At 72.5% G+C, this 25,148-nt stretch carries 21 protein-coding genes; 8 read left to right on the plus strand and 13 right to left on the minus strand.

All coding sequences use genetic code 11. The features are described 5' to 3' along the window. Window positions 1-39: 39 nt before the first annotated feature. Together OG373_RS12925 and OG373_RS12930 are read right to left on the minus strand one after the other, a co-directional pair. Complete coding sequence (locus tag OG373_RS12925; protein WP_405438290.1) at window positions 40-2,937, minus strand: putative bifunctional diguanylate cyclase/phosphodiesterase; 2,898 nt, start codon at window positions 2,935-2,937, stop codon at window positions 40-42. A 282-nt stretch (window positions 2,938-3,219) separates the two neighbouring features. After that, window positions 3,220-4,167, minus strand: coding sequence for a 2-hydroxyacid dehydrogenase (locus OG373_RS12930; protein WP_405438292.1), 948 nt, complete (start codon window positions 4,165-4,167; stop codon window positions 3,220-3,222). A 73-nt stretch (window positions 4,168-4,240) separates the two neighbouring features. Here OG373_RS12930 and OG373_RS12935 point away from each other — a divergent pair, with 73 nt between their 5' ends. From OG373_RS12935 to OG373_RS12945, 3 genes are all read left to right on the plus strand, one after another. After that, window positions 4,241-5,248, plus strand: coding sequence for an aldo/keto reductase (locus OG373_RS12935; protein WP_405438294.1), 1,008 nt, complete (start codon window positions 4,241-4,243; stop codon window positions 5,246-5,248). Between the two features lie 111 nt (window positions 5,249-5,359). Continuing rightward, the gene (locus tag OG373_RS12940) at window positions 5,360-6,595 is read left to right on the plus strand and encodes a PQQ-dependent sugar dehydrogenase (RefSeq protein WP_405438296.1); all 1,236 of its coding nucleotides are present in this window, start codon (window positions 5,360-5,362) and stop codon (window positions 6,593-6,595) included. Window positions 6,596-6,637: 42 nt separating this feature from the next. Then, on the plus strand, window positions 6,638-6,817 hold the full coding sequence (locus OG373_RS12945) for a DUF6191 domain-containing protein (RefSeq protein ID WP_405438297.1): 180 nt from the start codon (window positions 6,638-6,640) through the stop codon (window positions 6,815-6,817). Here OG373_RS12945 and OG373_RS12950 read toward each other — a convergent pair. The 5 genes from OG373_RS12950 to OG373_RS12970 all read right to left on the minus strand — a co-directional run bounded on the left by OG373_RS12950 (window position 6,780) and on the right by OG373_RS12970 (window position 13,778). Then, window positions 6,780-9,842, minus strand: coding sequence for an AAA family ATPase (locus tag OG373_RS12950; RefSeq protein WP_405438299.1), 3,063 nt, complete (start codon window positions 9,840-9,842; stop codon window positions 6,780-6,782). The two genes, OG373_RS12945 and OG373_RS12950, sit on opposite strands and share 38 nt — an antisense overlap. Window positions 9,843-9,901: 59 nt before the next feature. After that, window positions 9,902-10,093: a hypothetical protein gene (locus tag OG373_RS12955; RefSeq protein ID WP_405438301.1), complete on the minus strand. Its 192-nt coding sequence runs from the start codon at window positions 10,091-10,093 to the stop codon at window positions 9,902-9,904. Window positions 10,094-10,260: 167 nt separating this feature from the next. After that, entirely contained in the window at window positions 10,261-10,848 is a 588-nt protein-coding gene (locus OG373_RS12960) for a hypothetical protein (RefSeq protein WP_405438302.1), read from the minus strand. Between the two features lie 61 nt (window positions 10,849-10,909). After that, the gene (locus tag OG373_RS12965) at window positions 10,910-13,159 is read right to left on the minus strand and encodes an MMPL family transporter (RefSeq protein WP_405438304.1); all 2,250 of its coding nucleotides are present in this window, start codon (window positions 13,157-13,159) and stop codon (window positions 10,910-10,912) included. A gap of 181 nt (window positions 13,160-13,340) precedes the next feature. Then, the gene (locus OG373_RS12970; RefSeq protein WP_397732472.1) at window positions 13,341-13,778 is read right to left on the minus strand and encodes a signal peptidase I; all 438 of its coding nucleotides are present in this window, start codon (window positions 13,776-13,778) and stop codon (window positions 13,341-13,343) included. A 55-nt stretch (window positions 13,779-13,833) separates the two neighbouring features. Between OG373_RS12970 and OG373_RS12975 the strand changes: the two genes are divergently transcribed. Together OG373_RS12975 and OG373_RS12980 are read left to right on the plus strand one after the other, a co-directional pair. Next, window positions 13,834-14,640: a GNAT family N-acetyltransferase gene (locus tag OG373_RS12975; protein ID WP_405438305.1), complete on the plus strand. Its 807-nt coding sequence runs from the start codon at window positions 13,834-13,836 to the stop codon at window positions 14,638-14,640. A 111-nt stretch (window positions 14,641-14,751) separates the two neighbouring features. Beyond that, on the plus strand, window positions 14,752-15,252 hold the full coding sequence (locus OG373_RS12980; RefSeq protein WP_405438307.1) for a DinB family protein: 501 nt from the start codon (window positions 14,752-14,754) through the stop codon (window positions 15,250-15,252). A gap of 8 nt (window positions 15,253-15,260) precedes the next feature. Here OG373_RS12980 and OG373_RS12985 read toward each other — a convergent pair whose 3' ends face one another. Further along, window positions 15,261-15,995 carry a siderophore-interacting protein gene (locus OG373_RS12985; RefSeq protein ID WP_405438308.1) on the minus strand — a complete coding sequence of 245 codons (735 nt, stop codon included), beginning with the start codon at window positions 15,993-15,995 and terminating at the stop codon, window positions 15,261-15,263. Window positions 15,996-16,137: 142 nt separating this feature from the next. On the opposite strand from OG373_RS12985, the gene OG373_RS12990 reads away from it, so the two are divergent. The 3 genes from OG373_RS12990 to OG373_RS13000 all read left to right on the plus strand — a co-directional run bounded on the left by OG373_RS12990 (window position 16,138) and on the right by OG373_RS13000 (window position 20,985). Further along, entirely contained in the window at window positions 16,138-18,252 is a 2,115-nt protein-coding gene (locus OG373_RS12990) for a penicillin acylase family protein (RefSeq protein ID WP_405444032.1), read from the plus strand. Beyond that, on the plus strand, window positions 18,249-18,860 hold the full coding sequence (locus tag OG373_RS12995; protein WP_405438310.1) for a GNAT family N-acetyltransferase: 612 nt from the start codon (window positions 18,249-18,251) through the stop codon (window positions 18,858-18,860). Before OG373_RS12990 ends, OG373_RS12995 begins: the two co-directional genes overlap by 4 nt. 220 nt (window positions 18,861-19,080) lie before the next feature. Then, complete coding sequence (locus OG373_RS13000; protein WP_405438311.1) at window positions 19,081-20,985, plus strand: protein kinase domain-containing protein; 1,905 nt, start codon at window positions 19,081-19,083, stop codon at window positions 20,983-20,985. Between the two features lie 154 nt (window positions 20,986-21,139). Here the strand turns inward: OG373_RS13000 and OG373_RS13005 are convergent, their stop codons facing one another. The 5 genes from OG373_RS13005 to gatC all read right to left on the minus strand — a co-directional run bounded on the left by OG373_RS13005 (window position 21,140) and on the right by gatC (window position 25,003). Beyond that, entirely contained in the window at window positions 21,140-21,271 is a 132-nt protein-coding gene (locus tag OG373_RS13005) for a hypothetical protein (RefSeq protein ID WP_405438313.1), read from the minus strand. 166 nt (window positions 21,272-21,437) lie between these two features. Further along, window positions 21,438-22,949, minus strand: coding sequence for an Asp-tRNA(Asn)/Glu-tRNA(Gln) amidotransferase subunit GatB (gatB, locus tag OG373_RS13010; RefSeq protein WP_405438315.1), 1,512 nt, complete (start codon window positions 22,947-22,949; stop codon window positions 21,438-21,440). A 16-nt stretch (window positions 22,950-22,965) separates the two neighbouring features. After that, the gene (locus OG373_RS13015) at window positions 22,966-23,211 is read right to left on the minus strand and encodes a hypothetical protein (RefSeq protein WP_397732486.1); all 246 of its coding nucleotides are present in this window, start codon (window positions 23,209-23,211) and stop codon (window positions 22,966-22,968) included. Further along, on the minus strand, window positions 23,208-24,701 hold the full coding sequence (gene gatA, locus OG373_RS13020) for an Asp-tRNA(Asn)/Glu-tRNA(Gln) amidotransferase subunit GatA (protein ID WP_030010587.1): 1,494 nt from the start codon (window positions 24,699-24,701) through the stop codon (window positions 23,208-23,210). The genes OG373_RS13015 and gatA overlap by 4 nt, the downstream gene beginning before the upstream one ends. A gap of 5 nt (window positions 24,702-24,706) precedes the next feature. Continuing rightward, window positions 24,707-25,003, minus strand: a complete 297-nt coding sequence (gatC, locus tag OG373_RS13025) for an Asp-tRNA(Asn)/Glu-tRNA(Gln) amidotransferase subunit GatC (RefSeq protein WP_030010586.1) — start codon at window positions 25,001-25,003, stop codon at window positions 24,707-24,709. Window positions 25,004-25,148 lie beyond the last annotated feature (145 nt).

Raw genomic sequence — 25,148 nt, forward strand, 5'->3', positions numbered from 1 at the left:
GCGCATGGCACTGACCCTCCCTCCGGCGGGAGGGTGATGTCAAGTAGGTGGGACGGGCGTCTCATTATGTGAGCCTCTGCGGATGGCCATCGAGCCCCCGGGGGAGCCGCCGGCCAGTGCTGGTTGGGCCGCTCCGCCCGGTACTGGGAACGTACCGCGCACCAGCGCACGGCGCAGCCTGTACTCGTCGAGCGGGCCGGAAAAGGCCATTCCCTGGCCGTGCGTGCACCCCATCGCACGCAGCGCCAGGACCTGCTCGGGCAGGTCCACCCCGTCCGCGACCGACCGCATGCCCAGGTCGTTTGCGATCCGCAAGAGACCGGCGGTGATCTTGTGCAGGCGGGCGGACTCGACCACCCCCTCCACCAGGCCCCGGTCCAGCTTGAGCATGTCCACGGGGAGGCGGCGCAGGGCGCTGATGGCCGCGTAGCCGCTGCCGAAGCCGTCCAGGGAGATACCCACCCCGAGCCGGTGCAGGGCTGCCAGACGGCGCTCCAGGTCGTCGAAGGGCACTCTGGGGTCGGATACGGCCAGTTCCAGCACGAGGGCCCCGGAGGGCAGTCCGTGCCGGGTCAGCAGGGCCTCAACGGAGCCGAGCGGCATGGACCGGTCCAGGAGCCGCTGCGCGGTCATCCGTACGGCCACGGGTACGTCGTGTCCGGCCCGGTGCCGGTCGGCGGCCTGCTCCACGGCCTCCTGCAGCAGCCAGCGCCCCAGCTCGGCGGTGCGCGCGGCGTCCTGGCCGGGACCGCCGGCGGAGCCCTGTCCGCCCGCTCCGCCCTCGCTGTACTCGGCGACCCGCAGGAACTCCGCCGGGGTGAAGAGGATCCCCTGGGCGGAGCGCCAGCGGGCCTGTGCGGCGACGGCCGACACCTCGCCGGTGGTCAGCGAGACCACGGGCTGGTGCAGCAGGGCGAACTCTCCCTCGTGCATCGCGGTCCGCAGCCGGCCCGCCAGCTCGGCCTTGCGCACCACCTCGGCCTGCATCTGCGGGGCGTACATCTCGACGCGGTCCTTGCCGCCCGCCTTGGCCCGGTACATCGCGAGGTCCGCGTTGCGCATCAGGTCCGAAGGGGTGATGCCGGGGTCGGCGAAGGCCACGCCGATGCTCGCGGCCACCCGTACCTCGCTGCCGCCGATCCGGTACGGCTGGGAGAGGGTGGTGCGCAGCCGGTCGGCGATCTCGCGCACCTGGTACTCGCGGGCGCCGGGGTCGCGGTTGCCGTCGCCCAGGATCAGTGCGGCGAACTCGTCGCCGCCGAGGCGGGCCGCGGTGTCCCCGGCCCGGACCGAGTCCTGGAGCCTGCGCGCGGCCTCGACGAGCAGCTCGTCACCGGCCTGGTGGCCGATGGTGTCGTTGACCGCCTTGAAGCCGTCGAGGTCGATGAAGAGCACGGCGGTGCTGTGGTCGCCCGCCCGCCTGCCGGTCAGGGCCTGCCGCACGCGCCGGGTGAACAGGGCCCGGTTCGGCAGGTCGGTCAGCGGATCGTGCTCCGCGCTGTGCTGGAGCTGGGCCTGGAGCCGGACCCGTTCGGTGACGTCCCGGCTGTTGAGGATGAGCCCGCCCTGGTGGCGGTTGACGGTGGACTCCACATTGAGCCATTCGCCGCCGCCGGACTTGAAGCGGCACTCGATGCGGGTGGTGGGCTCCTCGGTGGGCGGTGCGGCGAGGAAGCGGCGGACCTCGTGCACCACCCGCCCGAGGTCGTCGGGGTGGATCAGGGTGGCGAGCTCGGTGCCGACCAGCTCCTCCGCCTCGCGGCCGTAGACCCCGGCGGCGGCGGGGCTGACGTAGCGCAGGGTCCCGGTGGGCGCGGCGATCATGATGACGTCGCTGGAGCCCTGGACCAGGGAGCGGAAGTGGTTCTCCTTCTGGGCCAGTTCCTGGGTGAGGGCGATGTTGTCGAGGAGCATGATGCCCTGGCGGATGACGAGGGCGAGCACGACCGTGCAGCCGGTGAAGACGACCATCCGGTCCACCTTCCGGCCGTCCACGACGTTGTACAGGATGCCGAGGGTGCACACGGCGGCCGCGAGGTACGGGGTGAGGGCGGGCAGCGAGCCGGTGATCGGGCGGCTGTGCGGCCGGTCCGCGCGCGGACGCCCGGCAGGCTCCGGGCCCGGGTGGATGCGCCGGGCGCCCCAGGGCGCGTACGCGAGCAGCAGCGAGCCCGCGAACCAGCCCGCGTCGAGCAGTTGTCCGGACTGGTACTCGGCGCTGAGCAGGGGCGAGGTGAACAGTGCGTCGCTGAGCACGGTCAGGGCCAGCGCCGCGATGGCGGTGTTGACGGCGGAGCGGTTGGTCTCGCTGCGCCGGAAGTGCAGGACCAGGACCATCGAGACGAGCGCGATGTCCAGGAGCGGATAGGCGAGGGAGAGCGCGGCGCGCGGGACGCTGCCGGGGGCGCCGGACTGGGCGGTCCGCGCCGCATGGGCCAGGGCCAGGCTCCAGGAGAGGGTGAGCAGGGAGCCGCCGATGAGCCAGGAGTCGAGTCCGAGGCACACCCAGCCGGCGCGGGTGACCGGGCGTTTGGCGAGGACGAGCAGGCCCACGATGGCGGGCGGGGCGAAGCAGAGGAAGGCGAAGTCGGCGACCGAGGGCTTCGGCACTTCCACGCCGAGGATCACCTCGTACCAGCCCCAGACCGCGTTGCCGCCGGCGCCCATGAGGGAGGAGAAGGCGAAGAGCAGCCAGGCGGGGCGTTCGCGGCTGTCGATCGCCCTCGCGTAGGAGTAGCAGGAGACCGCGGCGAGTAAGCCGGCCGCACTGAGCCCGAAGTCGCCCATGATCTCGGCGACTTCCTCCGAGCCCCAGTTGAGGGCGGCGCCGACGGCATAGCCGCCGCTGACCACCGCGAGGAGCAGCTGCATCGCCAGACCCTTGCCTCCGCCGGAGACGGAGGGCCGGTTCAGGAGCGCCGCCCCCTGGGTGCTCACCGGTCCCCCTCGCCGGCTGGTTCCGGTGCAGCCCAGTCTCGGCAGCGTCGCCTCCGGCGGCAGTGCCGCGTCGGATCCTTCGTCCATTGGCCGTACATCGCCCGTCGCCCCCCAAAGTGTCCGATCACTCCCCAGCGCCAGACGTTCGTGGCGCAGCCCCTTCTTCCGGACGATACACCACTTTCGTCACTCAGGGACATGCTCCCTCTACTCTCCGTTACCGTTCGGGGAGTTGTGCACACTGCACGCATTCGGGTGACTTCGGAGCGTGTGCGCCGCCCGTCACTCGGTGACCAACACCGTGTGCTCCACCGGCTCTCCCGCGGCGAACCGGGTGAGCTGGCGGGCCAGCAGGCGCTTGGCCCTCGGTTCGAACGCCGAGCTGCTGCCGCCGACATGGGGCGTGATCAGGACATTCGGAGCATGCCAGAGCGGGTGGCCCGCGGGCAGCGGTTCCGGGTCGGTGACGTCGAGCGCCGCGTGCAGCCGGCCCGACTCCACTTCCGCCAGCAGGGATTCGGTGTCGACGACGGGGCCGCGGGACACGTTCACCAGCAGGGCGCCGTCCTTCATCCGGCCGAGGAATTCGGCGCCGACCAGGCCGCGGGTGGCCTCGGTCAGCGGGGTCACGAGGATCACCACATCGGCCGACGGCAGGAGCCCGGGCAGGTCGGCCAGGGCATGCACGGGCCCGCGGGCGCCGGTCCGCGCCGTCCGCGCCACCCGGGCGACCGGCCCGCACTCGAAGGCCACGAGCCGGTCCTCGATGGCCGAGCCGATCGATCCGTAGCCGATGATCAGAACCGACTTGTCGGCGAGTGCGTCGTAGAACCCGGAGCGCCATTCCTCGCGGTCCTGGCCGCGCACCATGCCGGGAATGCCGCGCAGGGAGGCGAGGGTCAGCGCGAGAGCGAGCTCGGCGGTGCTGGCCGAGTGGACCCCCGCGGCGTTGCACAGCCGTACGCCCGGGCGCAGGTCGCCGAGGCCGCCCAGCACGTGGTCGATCCCGGCGGTCAGGGTCTGGACGACCCGGACGGCGGGCATCGCCGCCAGCGGGCGCACGGTGACCTCGGGGGACTTCATGTACGGGGTCACGTAGAAGACGCAGTCGGCCGGATCGGCCGGGAAGGCGTCCTCGCCGTCCCAGAGGCGGTACCGGAAGCAGTCGGGAAGGCCCTCGACCTCCTCGGCGGGGAACGGGAGCCAGACATCCGGGGTCATTGCAGTCATGATCACGAGGCTATGCCAAGCCATCCGGATCAAGCCGTTAGTTTGAGGGCCGGAGCCGGAGGGGGACGCAGGGGTGGAGCGCAGGTCGATCGGGGCGGGGGCGCTGACCGTGGGCGCCGTCGGCCTCGGCTGTATGCCGATGAGCTGGGCGTACGCGCCTTCGCGGCGGCGGGGGCACGAGTCGCTGGCCGCCGTGCACACGGCGCTGGACCTGGGGTCTAACCTGCTGGACACGGCCGATGTGTACGGGCCGTTCACCAACGAGCTGCTCCTGGGGCGGGTGCTGCGGGAACGGCGGTCCGAGGCGTTCGTCTCGGCCAAGGTGGGGCTGCGGGCGGGTGATCAGCACGTGGTCGCCGACGGGCGGCCCGGCTATCTGCGGCGGGCCTGCGACGCGTCGCTGCGGCGGCTGCGGACCGACGTCATAGACCTCTACCAGCTGCACCGGGTGGATCCGGACGTGCCCGTGGAGGAGACCTGGGGCGCCATGGCGGAGCTGGTCGGCGCGGGCAAGGTGCGGGCGCTCGGTTTCTGCGCGCTCGGTGCCGGGGCCGGGCCGGGTGCGGGGCGCAGCGGGGACCGGGCCTACCGGACGACGCTGCGGCACCTGGAGCGGCTGCAGCAGGTCTTCCCGGTGAGCGCGGTGCAGGCGGAGCTGTCGGTGTGGTCGCCGGAGGCGGCCTGGCAGCTGCTGCCCTGGTGCGCGGCGCGCGGGGTCGGGTTCCTGGCGGCGATGCCGCTGGGCAGCGGGTTCCTCACGGGGACCCTCACGCCGGGCGAGGGCTTCGAGCCGCAGGACGTGCGAGCCCGGCATCCGCGGTTCACGGCGGAGGCGATGGCGTCGAACCAGGTGCTGCTGGCGGGGCTGCGGCGGGTGGCGCGGCGGCACGGCCCGGAGGTCACGGTCGCGCAGGTTGCGCTGGCGTGGGTACTGGCGCAGGGGCCGCACGTGGTGCCGGTGCCGGGGGCCGACCGGGCGCCGTGGGCGGCGGAGAACGCACGGGCGGCGGAGGTGCGGCTGTCGGCCGGGGACCTGGCCGAGATCGCGGGCCTCCCGGTCGAGGCGGTCGCCTGGGACTGACCCCGGCCCGCAACCACTCGATCGAGTGTACGAGTGGTGGAACTTCGCGAACTGCCGGAGCTGTTGAGACAGATGGAAGGCAGGATCGGAGGACCGGAAGGGAGCAGGGCGATGCGATACGGAAATTCTCCCGGGCGGGCGGGGTCGGTGGGTACGGGTGGCGGGCGCCGGGGGGTGCTGGCGGCGCTCGCACTGGCCGGCTGCGGCGCCCTGCTGGCGGCGGGATGCGCGCCGGAGGGTGCCAGGGGCACGGGGCCGGGCGGCTCCCCACCGGGCACGGCCGCGGCCGGATCGGGATCACCGGGTCCGTCGGGCGGACCGTCCGCCTCGCCGGAGGCCACGGGCCCGCCGACGAAGGGGACGGTGACGGTGACCGGCGAGGTCGCCAAGGGTCTGGAGTCGCCGTGGGGCGTGGCCCCCCTGCCGGGCGGGGACCTGCTCGTCGCCTCGCGGGACAAGGGGACGATCAGCAGGGTCGCCGCGGGCTCGGGCGAGGTGACGCAGATCGGTGAGGTGCCGGGGGTGGCTCCGGGCGGGGAGGGCGGGCTGATGGGGCTCGCGCTGTCGCCCGGCTTCGCGTCGGACCGGCTGGTGTACGTGTACTTCACGACCGAGTCCGACAACCGCATCGCCCGGCTGCGCTATGACGAGCAGAGACCTCCCGGACAGCAACTGGGGGCGCCGGACACGGTGTTCCGGGGCATTCCCAAGGGCCTCATCCACAACGGCGGCCGGATCGCCTTCGGCCCGGACAAGATGCTCTACGCCGGAACGGGCGAGACCGGCGAAAAGGGGCTCGCGCAGGACAAGAAGTCGCTGGGCGGCAAGATCCTGCGGATGACCCCGGACGGGGATCCGGTGCACGGCAATCCGGAGGCGGATTCCGTCGTCTACTCCTACGGGCACCGCAATGTGCAGGGCCTCGCATGGGACAAGGACAAACGGCTGTGGGCGGCCGAGTTCGGCCAGAACACCTGGGACGAGCTGAATCTGATCGAGCCCGGCGCCAACTACGGCTGGCCCGAGGCCGAGGGCAAGGCGGGCCGGCCCGGATTCCGGGATCCGGTGGCCGTGTGGAAGACGGACGAGGCCTCGCCGAGCGGGATCGCCTGGGCCGAGGGTTCCATCTGGATGGCCGGGCTGAAGGGCCAGCGGCTGTGGCGGATCCCTCTGGCCGATGCCCAGTTGGCGGCGGAGCCGGAGGCCTTCCTGACGGGTGAGTACGGCCGGCTGCGGACGGTGGTGCCCCTCGGCGGGGACCGCATGCTGCTCGTCACGAGCGAGACGGACGGACGCGGGTCACCGGAAGCGGGCGACGACCGGATCCTGACCCTGACGGTGCGGTGACCAGCAGGTCCCCGGCAGGGGACGAAGGGTGGGGTGGGCACGGTGTTCAACATGATCGAGGAGCTGTTCAATCCGGGGCGCAAGCACACGGACGAGGAGAAGAAGCGGCTGGAGCTGTCCCGGACCGACGTCAATGACAACGACCCGGGACGGGGTCCGATAGACCTCGAATCCGGCAAGGTGCTCATACGCCTTGACGAGCAGCCTCCGGACGGGGGCTGACCGGGGAGGGCGCGGCGAAGAGGCGCAGCCGGTGGGCGAGGGCGGCAGCCTCGCCCCGGCCGGCGACCCCCAGCTTCGCCAGGATGTTCGAGACGTGCACGCTCGCCGTCTTCGGGGAGATGAAGAGCTCCTCGGCGATCTTCCGGTTGGTGCTGCCGGCCGCCACCAGACGCAGCACGTCCCGCTCGCGGCTGGTCAGCCCGAGCGCCTCGACCGGGTCGGTCTCCGGTACGGGCGGACCGGCGGCGGGGTCGGCGGCGGTCAGCGGGAGCCGGGCGCGCTGCGCCAGCAGGGCCAGGTCCTCGCGCAGCCTGCGTGCGCCGATCCGCTCGGCAGTGGCGTAGGCCTCACGGAGCAGGGCGGCCGCGGGATCCCGGTCACCGGCGGCGAGCATGGCCTCCGCGAGCCGGTAGCCGGCCCTGGCCAGCAGGTACGGGCGCTCCAGCGGCCGAACGGCCTTCTCGACGGCGACCCAGTCGGCGAGGGTGTCCCGGCCCTCGGCCCGCAGCAGTTCGGCCCGGACGTACTCGGCGTGGGCGGTCCACACCGGGACCGGGGTGGCGAGGGAGCGGGCGGCGGTGCGCAGCACGTCCAGTGCGGCGTCCCGGCCGGCCTCGGCGGCGGGGAGCCCCCGGGCGTCCGCTTCGGCGGAGGCCGCGGCGAGCAGCAGCGGCCAGGCGTAGCGGTGCTGCCCGAGGGGGAATCCGTAGGCGGCCGCCGCGGACATCTCGGTGCGGACGTCCGCGATCCGGCCCTCGCTCGCGGCCATTCCGATCGCGAGGCGGTACAGCGGTATCCGGTGCTGGGGCTGGGTCTCGTGGGTGCCGAAGTGGGTGTGGGCCGCGGCGAGCCGGTGGGCCGCCTCGGTCAACTCGCCCCGGGCCAGGGCCAGGTAGGCCAGCCGTGCGGAGGCGGAGCCGCGCGGGGCGGCGCTCTGGCCGACGAGCAGGGTGCGCCGGGCGGCTTCGGCGGCCTCGTCCCAGCGGCCGAGGCTGTAGAGGCTCTCGGCCATGTTTCCGCAGACCCAGGCCTCGCTGTCCAGGAGCCGGGACCTGCGGACCAGTTCGACCCCTTGTTCGGCCAGTTCCACGGCTTCGCGGGACCGGCCCAGGCTTTCCAGCTGAGAGGTGAGATTGATATGCGCACGACCGGCCAGCATGGTGAGCCCGAGTTCCGCGGCCCGTTCCCCGACCGCCCGCATCTCGGCGAGACCGCCCGGGGCGTCGCCGGAGTCGGTGAGCAGGGCGCCCACCGTGATCCGGGCATTGAGCTCGGTCTCCTCCGCGCCGACCATGCGCGCGTACTCGACGGCGCGTTCGGCGGCGGCGAGGTTGCCGGGGCCGGGCTTGTGGAGCATGCCCCAGCTCGCGGCCCGGACCAGGACCTCGGCGTGCACCTGGGACGGGGGCAGCCCCCGGACGAGGTCCTGCGCCCTGGCGATCTCCTCCCAGCCGTCGCCGCGCCCGAGGCCGGCGGTCAGCCGGGAGCGCTCGGTCCAGAACCAGGCGGCCCGCAGCGGGTCGCGGTCGTCCTCCAGCAGACGCAGCGCGGTCTTCGTGATCTTCAGGGCGCGATCGCGCTCGCCGCCGTAGCGCGCCGCGACGGTCGCCTCGGCCAGCAGGTCGAGACGCTGGAGCGCGGTGGTGGCGGGGTCGCAGCCGCACGGCGGGTACACCTCGGTGTAGTCCGCCGGGCGAAGCGCCTCGCGGACCTCCTCGGGGGCACTGTCCCAGAGGTCCATGGCCCGCTCCAGCAGACGCAACTGCTCGGAGTAGGCGTGCCGGCGGCGGGCCGCGACGGAGGCGGCGAGTACGGCGGGCAGTGCCTTGGCGGGATCGTTCGCCTGGTACCAGTAGCTGGCCAGCCGGATGGCCCGTTCCTCGGCGCGGACCAGCGATCCGTCGGCCTCCATGGCCTGGGCGTAGCGTCGGTTGACGCGGGCCCGCTCGCCGGGCAGCAGGTCGTCGCTGACGGCCTCGCGGACCAGCGAGTGCCGGAAGCGGTAGCCGTCGCCGTCGGGGGTGGCGAGCAGGATGTTGGCCCCGACGGCGGCCCGCAGCGCCTCGATCAGCTCGTCCTCGGTGAGCCCGGCGACGGCGCGCAGCAGCGGGTACTCCACGGTGGAGCCGCCCTCCGCGACGATGCGCACCAGGCTCTGGGTCTCGTCGGGGAGCACCTCGACGCGGACGAGGAGCAGGTCGCGCAGGGATTCGGTGAGTCCGGTGCGGCAGCCGCTCTCCCTGGAGGCGACGAGTTCCTCGACGAAGAAGGCGTTGCCGTCCGACCGGTCGAAGACGGAGTCGACGAAGTCCTCGTCGGGCTGCGCGGCGAGGATGCCGGCGAGTTGGCGGCGCACCTCGGCCCGGTTGAAGCGGGACAGTTCGATGCGCCGGACGGTGCGGAGCCGGTCGAGTTCGGCGAGGAGCGGACGCAGCGGGTGGCGCCGGTGCACATCGTCCGCGCGGTAGGTGGCGACGATGACGAGCCGGCCGCTGCCGAGGGTGCGGAAGAGGTAGGAGAGCAGGTGCCGGGTGGAGGTGTCCGCCCAGTGCAGGTCCTCCAGGACGAGGACGACGGTGCGTTCGGCGGCGAGGCGCTCCAGCATCCGGGCCGTCAGTTCGAAGAGGCGGGCGGTGCTCTCCTCGTCGTGCGGGCCGCGCGGGGTGTCGCCGAGTTCGGGGAGGATGCGCGCGAGTTCGTCCTCCTGACCGGCGGCAGCGGTGGCCAACTCCTCGGGCAGCAGCCGGTGCAGGGTGCGCAGGGCCGTCGAGAACGGGGCGAAGGGAAGTCCCTCCGCCCCGATCTCCACACAGCCTCCGACCGCGACGACGGCGCCGCGGCGGTCCGCCTCGCAGAGGAACTCCTCGGTGAGGCGGGTCTTGCCGACTCCGGCCTCTCCCCCGATGAGCATCGCCTGCGGTTCCTGACCCGCTGCGCGGGTCAGTGCGTCGGTGAGTACGGCCAGTTCGTCGGCTCGGCCGACGAACACCGGGCTGACAGATCTGGTCTCCACGCCGCCGAGCATCGCACAGACGTCCTGTCCGGCGGCACTCGTCGCCGGTGCGCTTCCCCTCACGCGTCAGTTCACGCGGTGTGCGGCGCGGAGCACGCGGTGCGGGTGGACCGGCTCCGGAAGGCTCTCACCGGCCTTCGGGGTTCCTGGTCGGGCAAGGAGGCGCGGTGCGCCTTCCGTGCCGCCCGGGCCGTGCGGTACTCGGCCGCCTCGCGGATGAGGTCGGCGCTGCGGACGGCGGTGACGATCTCGTACTCGAACATCTCGTACTCCCTGGTCGCGTTTCCCGGACACCTCGTTCGGTGTGATCCAAGATTCGCGCCCCAGGGGGTACCGGTACATCGGTCGCATGCCGCATCTGCCCGGGGCAGGGGGCCTTAGTCCGGGGCCGTGGAGCCCCGGACCGGTCCATCAGGACCTAAGGCGCTGCCTAGGCGCCCGCGCCCGCAGCCTTGGGAATGGCGAGGAGGAGGTCGAAGTACATGAGGAGGAAGATCAGGACGCCGAGGGCGCCGAGCCCGATGCCGGCCCAGGAGACGGACCGCACCCAGGTGGGGAGGGTGCGCTCGGGGCTGCTGAAGGCGGGCAGGGCCAGCACGAAGGTGGCGATGATCAGGGCCAGGGCGGAGAAGATGCCGTTCACCATCGCGGTGCTGTGCCACGGGTCGACGAACTGGGCGGCGATCTGCGCGTTGGCGTCGGCGGCCTGGGTGAGCTCCAGCCGGGCGGCGACGCTGGCACGCTCGGACACGATGCCCGCGACCCAGCTGCCGCTGAGGGCGACGACGCCGAGACCCGCGGCGACGATCGCGAAGGCGGCGGACCCGACGTGGCTCGGCTCCGCGTCCTCGGCCTGGTCGTCGGCGAACGCCTCGTCGTCGTCCAGGTCGATGTCGGTGGCCGCGCCGGTGACCGCGGAGTCGGCCTCGGCCGGCTGGGGGGTCTCGGCCTTTGCGAGGTCGGCCGGGGTGGTGTCCGCCTCGGCGGCGTTCGGGGCGGGGGTCTTCGTGGTGTCCATGCGGGGCACCGTAGGCGCCCTGTCTGAGAGTTTTCTGAGAATCCGCGGGTCCGTGGCCGGATCAGCGGGAGGCGGTGGCGGGTTCGGCGCCGTCCTCGTTCGCGGCAGGGTCCGCGGCATCCCGCTGCCTCGGAAGTTCCACGTGCGGGCGGCTTTCGGGAGGCTCGATGCTGATCCGGGGCAGGCGCCGGTCGAGCCAGGCCGGCAGCCACCAGTTGGCCCCGCCGAGCATGTGCATCAGGGCCGGGACGAGGAGGGTGCGCAGCACGAAGGCGTCGAGGGCCACGGCCGCGGCGAGCGCGATGCCGAACATCGCGATGATCCGGTCGCCGCTCAGGACGAAGGCCAGGAAGACGGAGATCATGATGACGGCGGCCGAGTTGATGACACGGCTGGTCTCGGTGAGGCCCACGCGCACGGCCCGCCTGTTGTCGCCGGTCGCCAGCCACTCCTCGTACATCCGGCTGACGAGGAAGACCTGGTAGTCCATCGACAGTCCGAACAGCACGGACACCATGATCACGGGCAGGAAGGGTTCGATGGGGCCGGCGCTGCCCAGGCCCAGCAGCTCGCTGCCCCAGCCCCACTGGAAGATCGCGACCACGACGCCGAAGGAGGAGGCGACGGCGGCGACGTTCATGGCAGCCGCCTTGAGGGGGATGCCTATGGACCGGAAGGCCAGCAGCAGGAGCACGCAGCCGAGCGCGATGACCACGCCGACGAAGAGCGGCAGCTTCCCGATGATGACCTCGGCGAAGTCGTCGTAGGCGGCCGTCACTCCGCCGACGTGGATCTCCATGGAGTTGCCCTGCCCGGCCCCGGGGATGACGTCCCGCCGGAGGGTGTCGACGAGGTCGCTCGTGGCCCGGGACTGCGGCGCCGAGTCCGGTACGACGGTCAGGACGGCGGTGTCGCCGCTGCGGTTGAGGACCGCGGGTCCGGTGGAGGCGACGCCCTCGGTGGTGCGCAGCGCCTGCGCCAGCCGGTCCACGGCGAGCCGGTCGCCGGCGCCGTCCAGCCGGGCCACGACGGTGAGCGGGCCGTTGGTGCCGGGGCCGAATCCCTCTGCCAGCAGGTCGTAGGCCTGCCGGGTGGTGGAGGTGGCCGGGTTGTTGCCCTGGTCGGACGTGCCGAGGTGGAGGGAGAGGGTGGGCAGGGCCAGCACCACCATGACCGCGGTGGCGACCACGCCCAGCAGCTTGGGGCGCCGCTCGACGAAGGCGGACCAGCGGGCGGCGAAACCGGAGGTCTGCTCGGGCCGCGGTCCCTCGGCGGCGAGCCTGCGGCGCTCGCGGCGCGAGAGGGCGCGCATGCCTATGTACGAGAGGAGGGCGGGCAGCAGGGTGACCGAGGCGGCGACCGTGAGGATCACGGTCACGGAGGCCGCTATCGCCACGCCGTTCAGGAAGTCGAGGCGCAGCACCAGCATGCCGAGGAGCGCGATGCAGACGGTGGCACCGGCGAAGACGACGGCCCGGCCGGTGGTGGCGACGGCGTTCGCGGCCGCCTCCTCCACGGCGGCGCCCCGCGCCAGGGCCTTGCGGTGCCGGGTGACGATGAACAGCGCGTAGTCGATGCCCACACCGAGGCCGATGAGGGTGCCGAGCATCGGGGCGAAGTCGGCGACCGGCATCGCGTGCCCGAGGAGGGTGATGCCGAAATAGGCGGTTCCCACGCTGACCAGGGCGGTCGCGATGGGCAGCAGGCTCGCGGCGAGCGAGCCGAAGGCGAGGAAGAGCACCAGGGCCGCGACGACGACGCCGATGACCTCGGCGAGGTGCGCGGTGGGGGCCTCGGTGAGCTGGATGGCCCGGCCGCCCAGTTCGACCTGGAGGCCGCCGGTCTCGGTGGTGGCGTTCTTCGCCGCATCGACCACCGCCCTGGCCTGGGCCTTGGGTACCGCGTCCGCCTGCTGGTCGAAGGTCACCACGGCGTAGGCGGTGCGCCCGTCGGAGCTGATCCGTGCGGTGCTCTCGGGGCCCGGACCGTAAGGGCCGTCGACCGATCCGACGCCGGGGAGTTCGGCTACGGCGTCGAGGGCCCGGGTCATGCGCTGCTCGATGTCCGGCGTGTGCACGCTCTGCCGGTCCGGGGCCCGCCACACGATGGTGTCGGTGTCGCCGCCCTGGCCGTGGAAGCCCTCGCGCAGGAGGGCGTTGGCCTTGCCGGACTCGGTGCCGGGGACCTCGTAGTTGTTGGAGAACGCGGATCCGGCAGTCACTGCGGCCGCCGCGGTCCCGCCGAGGGCGAGCAGCCAGATGAGCACGGCGAAGAGACGGTGGCGCATGCACCAGCGTGCGATTACAGCCAACGGACGTGCTCCCTGGTGGTTCGGATCTTCAGCGGGAGTCAGCCCGTCGCAAAGAACGCATGAACGCGTGAAGGCCCGGCCGAGGGGCCCGGGGGATCACCCCGGGACGGTTCGGCCCATATGGTCCACACCCTCCACGATCTCAGCGTTTCGTGATCGTTGGCCCCTTTCGTGGGCATCGTCACAGCGCCGGGCGGCTGCCCGAGTGCCCTGCCTCCCACTGCGCTTGGGACCCGTCCTGATCGTCGGGCTCGTCCACCCGGTAGCCGGGGATCGAGGGCCAGCGGACAGTGAGGACCACGGCGTCCTCCTCCGCGTACCAGGAGTGGTCGACCCCGCGTCCCCACAGCACGTAGTCCCCCTGCTCGGCGAGGACGACGGTGCGCCCGGGGAACTCCAGCCGGAAGCGGCCGCTGATCAGCACCAGCAGTGCGGTGCGCTTCTCGGCGGTCGCCCACCGCTCCCGCTCGTCGCCCTTGGGGTGAACACCCCATTTGATCTCCACGTCCTCGCTGTGACGGGGATCGGAGGGGTCCTTGAAATGGCCGAGGAGCCAGCCGCGGTCGGCGGCCGCGTCGGGAGTGGCTTTACCGGTGTAGATGGTGGAGTCGTGATTCACGCAGGTGAGGCTAATGCAGTTGTCGGAAACCGTCGGACACTGGTGAGCTGGGGGTATGACGATCGATCTTGATGAACTGATGAAGGTGCGGGCCCACTTCGACGCCGAGGTGCGCGAAGGTGCGCAGGCGGACGCCCCGCACGCGAGCGTGGAGCGCGCGGGAGCCGTCGTACGGCACACGGTGTCCGGGCTCGGGTGGAACGGCGTGCTCTGGTCGGACCTCGACGAGGAAACGGCGGACGCGGAGATCGCGGCGCAGGTGGCCTTCTTCGAGGGCCGCGGCTGTCCGGAGTTCGAGTGGAAGCTGTACGACCACGACCGGCCGGCGGACCTCGGCGGCCGGCTGCGCGCGGCGGGCTTCGTGCCGGAGCCGCCCGAGACGCTGATGGTGGGCCTGACCTCCGAGCTCGCGAAGCTGCCGGTGGAGCCGCCGGAGGGCATCACGCTGCGGGTGGTGACGGACGAGGCCGGCGTCGACCTGATGATGGAGGTCCACGCGGGCGCCTTCGGGACGGAGCGGCCGCGGATCCGGGAGCAGCTGCTCAGCAGGCTGCGTGACGAGCCGGAGACCATCACCGCGGTACTCGCGATGGCGGGCGACACCCCGGTGAGCGCGGCCCGGATGGAGATGCGGCCGGGCACGGCCTTCGCGGGCCTCTGGGGCGGCGGTACGGTCCCGCAGTGGCGCGGCCGCGGCATCTACCGGCTGCTGGTGGCCCATCGCGCCCGCGTGGCGGCGGAGCTCGGCATCCCGTACCTCCAGGTCGACGCGTCGGACGACAGCCGTCCGATCCTGGAGCGGCTGGGCTTCGGGGTGCTGGGCGTGACGGTGCCGTACATGTGGACCGCCGCCGCCTCGTAGGGCATCGCTCCGCGCCGTGCCGGGGCTCCGCGCGGGGCCCCGGGCCCCGGACCCCGCGCCTCGAACGCCGCAGGGTTCCCCCGCCCGGGAGCAACGGGCAGGATCGGGATCATGGAACGCATCAGCCCGCCCCTGACCGGCGACGAACGCGAGACCCTCCGGACCTTCCTCGACTACCACCGGGCCACCCTCGCCCTGAAGTGCGAGGGCCTCGACGACGAGGACCTGCGCCGCACCTCGATGCCCCCGTCCACCCTGTCCCTGCTGGGGCTGGTCCGGCACATGGCCGAGGTCGAGAGGCACTGGTTCCGCCGCGTCGTCGACGGTGAGGACCTCCCGCACCTGTGGTCGGACACCCACGACTTCCAGGCGGCCTACGACGCCACCGGCTGCACCCGCGCCGAGGCCTTCACCGCCTGGGAGGGCGAGGTCGCGCACGCCCGCCGTATCGAGGCCGCCGCCGAGTCCCTGGACGTGACGGCGTACGTGCCGAGCTGGAAGGAGGAGGCCTCGCTGCGCCTGGTGATGCTCCACCTCATCCACGAGTACGCCCGCCACAACGGCCACGCCGACTTCCTCCGCGAGGGGATCGACGGCACCACCGGCGCCTAGGCCGTCTCTCAGGCCCCCGGCCGCCAGTAGCCCAGCGCGTTCACCCGGTGCTTGGGCAGCGCGAGTTCCTTGCGCAGGTACGCCGTCAGGGTGCGCGTCGTCACCGTGTCGCACGCCAGCCAGACGTACGCCGACTCCGGGTCCCCGGCCAGTTCGGGGAGTTCGGACCGCACCCGGTCGGCCAGGGCCGTGCCGTCCCGCCGCACCCGGCGGATGTCGTGCCGGCCCTGCTCCACGCGCATCGGCAGTCGCTCGTCCGAGTCGTGCTGCGTCTCGAACCAGATCGTCGCCGGCGTCTGCGGGTACGCGTCCAGCAGCGAGTTGATCGCCGGGAGGGACGCGGCGTCCCCGATGACGAGCAGCTGCTCCGGTGCCGGCTCCGGGGCGGTGAAGCCGGTGCCCTGGACGGTTGCGTCGACCGTGTCGCCCGGCTTCGCGCCGCGTGCCCAGGCACTGGCGACACCGTCGTGCAGGGCGAACTCGAAGCTGAAGGTGCCCGCTTGCGGATCCGGGTCCACGAGTGTGTAGGCCCGCTGGTGCGGCTTGCCCGCGCCCTGGAACCAGACGCGCACCCACATCGTCGGATGCAGCGACTCGCCGGCGGCCGCCAGCAGCCCACCGTCCGTGAAGCTCACCCGGCGGTAGTCCTCCGTCAGGTCTTCCGCTCCCGCGACCGTGAACGTGAAGTCCTTGCCCCGCATGAGCTTGAGGACCACGCCCTCCCAGCCCTTGCTGACAGCCATGTCCAACCCCTCCCCTGGCACCCTTATAGTTAGGTCAGCCTAACCTAAACGCACGTCGGGGAAGAGTGTGAGCAGCGTGAGCAGTGCCAGCAGCGAGAGCGGCGACGCCCAGTCGTACGGAACGAACCGGGGCGAGCCCTCCGTGGAGACCCCGGAATCCTACGGTGTCCACCGCGACCAGTGGGGCATCCCCCACCTCCGCGCCGCCGACGAGCTCGGCCTCATCCACGCCCAGGGCCGCGTGACCGCCTTCGACCGCGCCTGGCAGCTGGAGGTGGAACGGCACCGGGCCGAGGGTTCCAGCGCCTCCTTCCTGGGCGAGGAAGCCGTCACCTGGGACCGCTTCGCCCGCCAGTCCCGGCTGGCCGACACGGCCCGCCGCTGCTACGAGGCCATGGAGGCCGACGACCCGGCGACCGCCGCCTGGGTCCGCGCGTACGTGGACGGCGTCAACGACGGGCTCGCCGCGGGCGCAGCGCGCGACGAGCGCTTCGCGCGCACCGGCCTCACCCCCTCCTCCTGGGAACCGTGGGTGCCGCTCGCCATCTGGATCGCCACGCACATCCTCTTCGCCGGTTTCGCCACCAAGCTGTGGCGCGAGCGCGTCGCCCGGGCCCTCGGCGACGAGGCGGTCACCCTCTTCGCCACCGACGGCCCCGGCACCGCCGGCAGCAACGGCTGGCTGGTGCCGGGCGACCGCACCACCTCCGGATCGGCGATCATCGCGGGCGACCCGCACCGGTTCATCGAGGACCCGGGCGTCTACCAGCAGATACGTCTCTCCTGCCCGGACTACGACGTCCTCGGCCTCGCCGTCCCCGGCGTCCCCGGCCTCGGCCACTTCGGGCACACCGGCACCGCCGCCTGGGCGATCACCAACGCGATGTCCGACTACCAGGACCTGTACATCGAGCAGTTGCGCCGCAGTGCCGACGGCGTCGTCGAGGCCCTCGGTGCGGACGGCGCCTGGGAGCCCGTCACCCGCCACACCGAGACCATCACGGTCGCCGGCGGCGAGGACGTCGAGGTGGAGATCCTGGAGACCCCCCGCGGTCCCGTGATCATCCACGCGGACGGCGACCTCGGGGCCGACGCCGAGGCCGAGGCCCACGCCGACGGCAGCGCCCAGACCCTCTCCCTGCGCTACCCGCCCCGGGTCCGCCGGGACCTCGGCTTCGCCGCCCTCCCCGCCCTCCTGCGCGCCCGCACCGTCGCCGACATCGACCGCGCCTTCGACGACTGGGCCGAGCCGGTCAACGTCGTCCATGCCGCCGACACCGAGGGCGGGCTGCTGCACCGCGTCGCGGGCGCCGTGCCGCTGCGCCACCGCACCAACCGGCTGCGCCCCGTGCCCGCCTGGGACCCTCAGCACGCCTGGCAGGGCTGGGCCCCGACCCCCGCCGAGCCGGTGCAGGGCTTCGCCGTCATGGCCAACGCGCGCGGGATCGCCTCCCCGCTCGGCGTGGAGTTCGCTCCCCCGCACCGCGCCAACCGCATCCGCGAGCTGCTCAGCGGCTCCGCGGACTGGTCCCCGAAGGCGATGGCCGACGTACACCGGGACACGCACCTGGCCTCGGCCGCGCCCCTGCTCGCCCTGCTGCCCGGCTTCGAGGACCTGACCCCGGCGGCGCAGGCCCTGCGTAGCCGGCTGCTGGCCTGGGACCGCCACATGGCGGCCGACAGCACCGACGCCACCGTCTTCTCGGCCTTCCGCAGCGCGACCGTACGCCGCTTCGCCGCCGACCCGGTCTTCGAGGGCCTGTGGGGCGCGCCCACCGGCCCGGCCGTCTTCCACCCGTGGCTGTACCTGGTCCCGAAGATCGGCTACGCCCTCGAAGGCCTGCTCACCACCTCCCTCGTCCCCGGCCTCGACCGCGCGGCGCACGTCCGGGCCGCCCTGGAGGAGACGGCCGCAGCCGACAGCCCCGACACCCCCTGGTCAAAGGTGCACCGGCTGACCCCCTGGCAGGCCGTGCCCGACCTGGAGGCCACGGACTGGCCCGGCCTCGGCGGCGACCACGACTGCGTGAACGCCACCTCCACCGTCCCCGGTTTCACCGACCTCACCGCCCGCGCGTCGGCGGCCCGTTACGTATGGGACCTCGCCCGCCGCGAGGACAGCCTCTGGGCGGTCCCGCTGGGCGCGGACGGCGTCACCGGCTCCCCCCACCACCGCGACCAGCTGCCCCTGTGGGCACAGTGCGAACTCGTCCCCGTCGTCACCGACTGGACCCGTCTCACCAAGGAATCGATATGACCGCCGCCCCCTCCGTCGGACAGTCCGTGCACACCCAGGTCGTGGAGGGCTTCGGTACCGTCACCATCACGCCCGTCGACCCGGCCGCCGACTCCGCGCTGATCCACAGCTGGGTCACGCAGGAGCGGGCCCGCTTCTGGGGCATGGGCGAGGCCGGCCGCGAACTGATCCAGGAGATCTACGAGGACGTCGACCGCCGCACCACCCACCACGCCTTCATGGTCAGCCGCGACGGTGAGCAGGTCGCGCTGTTCCAGACGTACGACTGCGCCGAGGACCGCGTCAGCGAGTGCTACGAGGTCCGGCCCGGGGACGTCGGCGTCCACCTGCTGATCGGCCCGACCGAGGGTGCGGCCGAGCGCGGCTTCACCGGGGCCCTGATGAGCGCCTTCATCGCGTTCGTGTTCTCCGACGGCGCCGCGCGGCGCGTGGTCGTCGAACCGGACGCCCGCAACACCAAGGCGATCGCCCGCATGGAACGCACCGGCTTCGTGCTGGGACCGGAGGTCGTCCTCCCGGAGATCGACCTGCCCGAGGTCTACCTCCCGGCGAAGCCGGCCCGGCTGGCCTTCCTCAGTGCTCCGGGCGCCGCTTCGGCGACCGGCTGACCCTGGTCCCTCTCCTTCACCGGGCGTCCGGCGAACGGAAGCCGCCCCCCTGGGGCGGTTCCGCGAGCCGGGCGCCCGGCGGCGTGTCCGGGCGCGGGCGCTCCCCGTCGCTCGCGGACGAAAAGAGTGAACCCCCACGGGGATTCCCCATTCCGATTGACCTCGCGCGTCTCCCCCCGGGAAGCTGTTGGCCTCTCAAAGCACCTTGAGGTGGGGGACATTGACCAGTCAGAACCTGCACATCGGCCCGGACTCGGCGGCCGACCGGTACCGCCTGCTGCGCTCGATCGGGCGCGGCGGGGAGGCCGTGCTCTATCTCGCCGAGATCGAACTCGCCGGTGGCTCCGAGCCCGTGGTCGTCAAGGTGCTCGACTCCAAGACGACCATCACGCCGGACATCTTCGACCGGATCAGCCAGAAGTGGAACGAGCAGGCGGAGTTGCTGCGGTTCGTCCACCGGCCCGGTGTCGTGGGCGTGCGCGAGCACTTCGAGGGGCCGCCGATCCACCGGCCCGGGGAGTCCTCGACCCTGACCGGGCGGGCACTCGTCCTCGTCATGAACCACGTCGACGGGCTGGACCTGCGGGACTGGCGGGCCGAGCGGACCCTGGCCACCGCCGCGGAGCGGCGTGAGGTGATGCGCACGCTGGAGCAGCTGGCCGACGTGCTGGACTGGCTGCACTCGGGGAAGGCCACCCCGTCCGGGCGCCAGGTCGTCCACGGCGACCTCTCCCCCGGCAACGTGATGGTCGACGCGCACGGGCAGGCCACCCTGGTGGACTTCGGCCTCAGCAAGCTGACCGCCGACCACCAGACGGCCGAGGTCTGGTTCACCCCGGGCTACGCGGCACCGGAGGTCTTCGACGGCAAGCGGACCCCGGGGACGGACCGGTACGCCTTCGGAGCGATCGCCTACTTCCTGCTGAGCGGGCAGTCCCCGCCGGCCACGCCGGAGCAGCTGTCGCAGGCGCTGACCGCGCTGCCGCAGATCGCCGTGCTGGACGCCGAGCAGCGGGCGCGGATCACCGCGATCTACTCGGCCGATCCGGGGAAACGGCCGGTGAGCCTGGCCGGCTGGATGAAGGACGTCCGCCACGCGGTGGTGTCCACGACCACCGCGACCTCGCAGCAGGCCGCCCGGCAGGCTCCGCCCATGCCGGCCGCCCCACCGCCGCCGGTGGTCGCACCGCCCGTGGTCCCGCCGCAGCCGGTGGCCCCGCCGCCGACGTACACGCCGACCGTGCAGCCGGCCGCGTCGGTCGAGGCGGCCCCGCCGGTCGAGGCCGTACGGACGGAACCGGCCACCGCCCCGACGCCCGCGCCGGCGCCCGCGCCATCGGCCGCGCCCCCGCCGACCCCTGTCCCGGCCCCGCAGCCGGAGCCGTCGGCGGTGCCCGCCGGGTACGGGCCCACGTACAACCTGAGCCCGGCCCCCGCCCCCGAACCGGTGCGCCCCAAGAAGCGGCGGACCGGCCTGGTCATCGGCTCGGTCGCCGCGGTGCTGGTGCTGGCGGGCCTCGCGGTGGTCGGCGTACGGCTCCTGGGCGACAAGGACAAGGAGAACACCGCGGCGAGCGCGAAGCCGGGCGGCACGAGCGCGCCCCAGGCGTCGGCTCCGGCCTCCGCGTCGGCCTCGGCGACTGCGTCCGCCGACCCCACGGCCACCGGTTCGACTCCCGAGAGCTCCACCGGTCCCGATGCCTCGTCGAGCCCCGGCGGCCCGGGCTCGGTGAAGGACAGCAACGTGGCCGATCTGACCGTGCTGTCGTCGGTCGGACAGGTCCGGCACTTCGACGTGGGCTCGGCCAAGCTGAACACGAAGGAGTACGGGGCCGCCCTCATCGGCAGCTGCTACTACGGTGCGACGGTCGAGTACGACGTCAATCGCGCCTGGTCCACGCTGGAGTTCACCGCGGGCATCGACGACGGCTCGACCATGGAATCGGCCCGCGTGACCATCTCCGTGGACGACAAGCCCGCGATCTTCTCCGAGGCCGTCCACCTGGGCAAGCCGGTCACCAAGTCCCTGGACATCAAGGGGGCCCTGCGCCTGCGGCTGAAGGTGGAGGAGGGCTGCAAGGACACCGGCAGCGCCGTCATCGCCGCCCCCGTCCTCAAGCGCTGACGAAGGGCGGCCCGCGGGCTCACTCCCGACGAGCCCACGGTCCGCCCCACGCAGACCGTGCCCGGCCCGCTGCCCGGCGCCGTGGCGGTGACGGGTTGCCGAAGCCGGTCCGCCAGGACTGAGCCCGCCGGTGCCTCCCGACCGCCCGCCGACCTCAGCCGACGCCGAGGTCGGCGCGCATGGCCGCCCGCATCTCGCGGAGCGGGTCCCAGATCGCCTGCTGCGCCTCCACCGCCGACTCCATCGACTCCCCCGCCTCCGGCGTGCCCCGCTCCAGGCGCTTCACCTGCCCGTAGACGGCAGTCAGGGCATGGTGGACCAGCGTCGCCGACGCGAGGACGGTATCGGGAACGCCCGGTGCGCGGCGATCGCCCCGGCCACAGTGTGCCGGGAGCGGCGACGGCCCCGCATCGGGGGGACCGGTGCGGGGCCGTCGTTCTCCGTGGGGAGCGTTACTCGGAGACGCCCAGGCGCTCCAGGATGAGCTCCTTGACGCGCGCGGCGTCGGCCTGGCCGCGGGTGGTCTTCATGACCGCTCCGACCAGCGCGCCGACGGCGGCGATCTTGCCGCCGCGGATCTTGTCCGCGATGGCCGCGTTGCCCGCGATGGCCTCGTCCACGGCCGCGCCGAGCGCACCCTCGTCCGAGACGACCTTCAGGCCGCGCTTCTCGACGACCTCGTCCGGGGTGCCCTCGCCGGCGAGGACGCCTTCGAGGACCTTGCGGGCCAGCTTGTCGTTGAGCGAGCCGTCCGCGACCAGCGCCGCGACCTGGGCCACCTGCACCGGGGTGATCGGCAGCTCGTCGACGACGATGCCCTGCTCGTTGGCGTTGCGGGCCAGCTCGCCCATCCACCACTTGCGTGCGGCGGCCGAGTCGGCACCCGCCTCGATGGTGGCGACGATGGAGTCCACCGCGCCCGCGTTGAGGATCGACTGCATGTCGTGCTCGCCGACGCCCCACTCCTCGCGGAGCCGGTTGCGGCGTACGCGCGGCATCTCGGGCAGACCGGCGCGCAGCTCCTCGACCCAGTCGCGGGCCGGGGCGACGGGGACCAGGTCGGGCTCCGGGAAGTACCGGTAGTCCTCGGCGTTGTCCTTGATGCGGCCGGCCGTGGTGGAGCCGTCCTCCTCGTGGAAGTGCCGGGTCTCCTGCACGATCGAGCCGCCCGACGAGAGCACCGCCGCGTGGCGCTGGATCTCGAAGCGGGCCGCGCGCTCGACGGAACGCAGGGAGTTGACGTTCTTGGTCTCCGAGCGGGTGCCGAACTCGGACTCGGGGGTCGGGCGCAGCGACAGGTTCACGTCGCAGCGCATCTGGCCCTTGTCCATGCGGGCCTCGGAGACGCCGAGCGCCTTGATGACCTCGCGCAGCTCGGCGACGTACGCCTTGGCGACCTCGGGGGCCCGCTCGCCCGCGCCCTCGATGGGCTTGGTGACGATCTCGATGAGCGGGATGCCGGCGCGGTTGTAGTCCAGCAGGGAGTGGGACGCGCCGTGGATACGGCCGGTGGCGCCGCCGACGTGCAGCGACTTGCCGGTGTCCTCCTCCATGTGGGCGCGCTCGATCTCCACGCGGAAGATCTCGCCGTCCTCCAGCTGGACGTCCAGGAAGCCGTTGAAGGCGATGGGCTCGTCGTACTGGGAGGTCTGGAAGTTCTTCGGCATGTCCGGATAGAAGTAGTTCTTCCGGGCGAAGCGGCACCACTCGGCGATCTCGCAGTTCAGCGCGAGACCGATCTTGATGGCCGACTCGATGCCGATCGCGTTGACGACCGGCAGGGAGCCGGGCAGACCGAGGCAGGTCGGGCAGGTCTGCGAGTTGGGCTCGGCGCCCAGCTCGGTGGAACAGCCGCAGAACATCTTGGTCTTGGTGCCGAGCTCGACATGGACCTCAAGGCCCATGACGGGGTCGTACGACGCGAGGGCGTCTTCGTACGACAGCAGTTCGGTGAAGGTGGTCACGGTGAAACTTTCCCTCTCAGCCCAGCAGGACGTCGTCGTCGCCAAGGCGCTTCAGCTCGCGGTACAGGATCGCGAGGCCGGTGACGATGGCGGCGGCGGACACGGCGGCGTCGACCAGCTTCAGCACGTCGTGCTCGCTGCGGGCCTTCTTGACCTGCTTGATCACGCTGAACGCGCCGAAGGCGGTGGTGCCGATCGACAGGTAGGTGCCGGTCTTGGACTTCTTGAAGCCCTTGGCCTTGGACAGTGCACTGGTGCTCACAGCGACGGTGCCTCCTCAAGCAGCGGGTGACCCCAGCGAGCGACGAAGGCGGCCTCGACGGCCGCGCCGACCTTGTAGAGCCGGTCGTCCTTCATCGCCGGGGCGATGATCTGCAGCCCGACCGGGAGACCGTCCTCCGGAGCCAGGCCGCAGGGGAGCGACATGGCGGAGTTGCCGGCCAGGTTGGTCGGGATGGTGCACAGGTCCGCGAGGTACATCGCCAGCGGGTCGTCGGTGCGCTCACCGATCGGGAAGGCGGTGGTCGGGGTCGTCGGGGAGACGATCACGTCGACCTGCTCGAAGGACTTCTCGAAGTCCTGCGTGATGAGCGTGCGGACCTTCTGGGCCGAGCCGTAGTACGCGTCGTAGTAGCCGGAGCTGAGCGCGTACGTGCCGAGGATGATGCGGCGCTTGACCTCGTCGCCGAAGCCGGCTTCGCGGGTCAGGGCCGTGACGTCCTCGGCGGACTTGGTGCCGTCGTCGCCGACGCGCAGGCCGTAGCGCATGGCGTCGAAGCGGGCGAGGTTCGAGGAGCACTCGGACGGCGCGATCAGGTAGTACGCGGCCATGGCGAGGTCGAAGGACGGGCAGTCCAGCTCGACGATCTCGGCGCCGAGCTCCTTGAGGAGCTCCACCGACTCGTTGAAGCGCTGGACGACACCGGCCTGGTAGCCCTCACCGGCGAACTGCTTGACCACACCGACGCGCATGCCGGCGACCGAGCCGTTGCGGGCGGCCTCGACGACCGGCGGGACCGGGGCGTCGATGGAGGTGGAGTCGAGCGGGTCGTGCCCGGCGATCACCTCGTGCAGGAGCGCGGCGTCCAGGACCGTACGGGCGCAGGGGCCGCCCTGGTCGAGGGAGGAGGAGAACGCGACCATGCCGTAGCGGGAGACACCGCCGTACGTGGGCTTCACGCCGACCGTGCCGGTGACGGCGGCGGGCTGGCGGATCGAGCCGCCGGTGTCCGTGCCGATGGCCAGCGGGGCCTGGAATGCGGCGAGGGCCGCGGCGGAACCGCCGCCGGAGCCGCCGGGGATCCGGGTGAGGTCCCACGGGTTGCCGGTGGGGCCGTAGGCGCTGTTCTCGGTGGAGGACCCCATGGCGAACTCGTCCATGTTGGTCTTGCCGAGGATGACGACGTCGGCTTCCTTCAGCTTGCGCGTCAGGGTGGCGTCGTAGGGCGGGATCCAGCCTTCGAGGATCTTCGAACCGACGGTCGTGGGAACCCCGACGGTGGTGAAGATGTCCTTGAGGGCCAGGGGCACACCGGCCAGCGGGCCGAGCTTCTCGCCGGCCTCGCGCTTGGCGTCGACGGCGCGGGCCTGGGCGAGCGCGCCCTCGCGGTCCACGTGCAGGAAGGCGTTGACCTTCTCGTCGGTGGCGTCGATGCGGGCCAGGTGGGCCTCGGTCACCTCGACGGCCGTGAGCTCGCCGGAGGCGATCTTCTCGGCGGTCTGCGCGGCCGTGAGCTTGATGATGTCGACCATGGTTGTTAGTCCTCCCCCAGGATCTGCGGCACCTTGAAACGCTGCTGCTCCTGGGCGGGAGCACCGGAGAGCGCCTGCTCGGGGGTGAGCGACGGACGGACCTCGTCCGCGCGCATGACGTTCGTCAGCGGCAGCGGGTGGGAGGTCGGCGGGACGTCTTGGTCGGCGACCTCGGAAACACGGGCGACCGCGCCGATGATGTCGCCGAGCTGTCCGGCGAAGTGATCCAGCTCGTTGCTGGACAGCTCAAGGCGCGCCAGCCGAGCGAGGTGGACGACCTCCTCGCGCGTAATGCCAGGCATGCAGCGATCCTCTGGGGGTGGGTGGATGTTTCGTTTCGGACCCAATCCTATGGGGCCCGGCCCCCGACCCACGAAACGGTTTGCGCCGATGCCGGTACGGGGGCGGGTGCGGGGCCGCTGCGCGGTGCTTCCGGGCGCGGCCCGA

The organism is Streptomyces avidinii, assembly GCF_045161815.1.
Lineage (GTDB): Bacteria > Actinomycetota > Actinomycetes > Streptomycetales > Streptomycetaceae > Streptomyces > Streptomyces avidinii.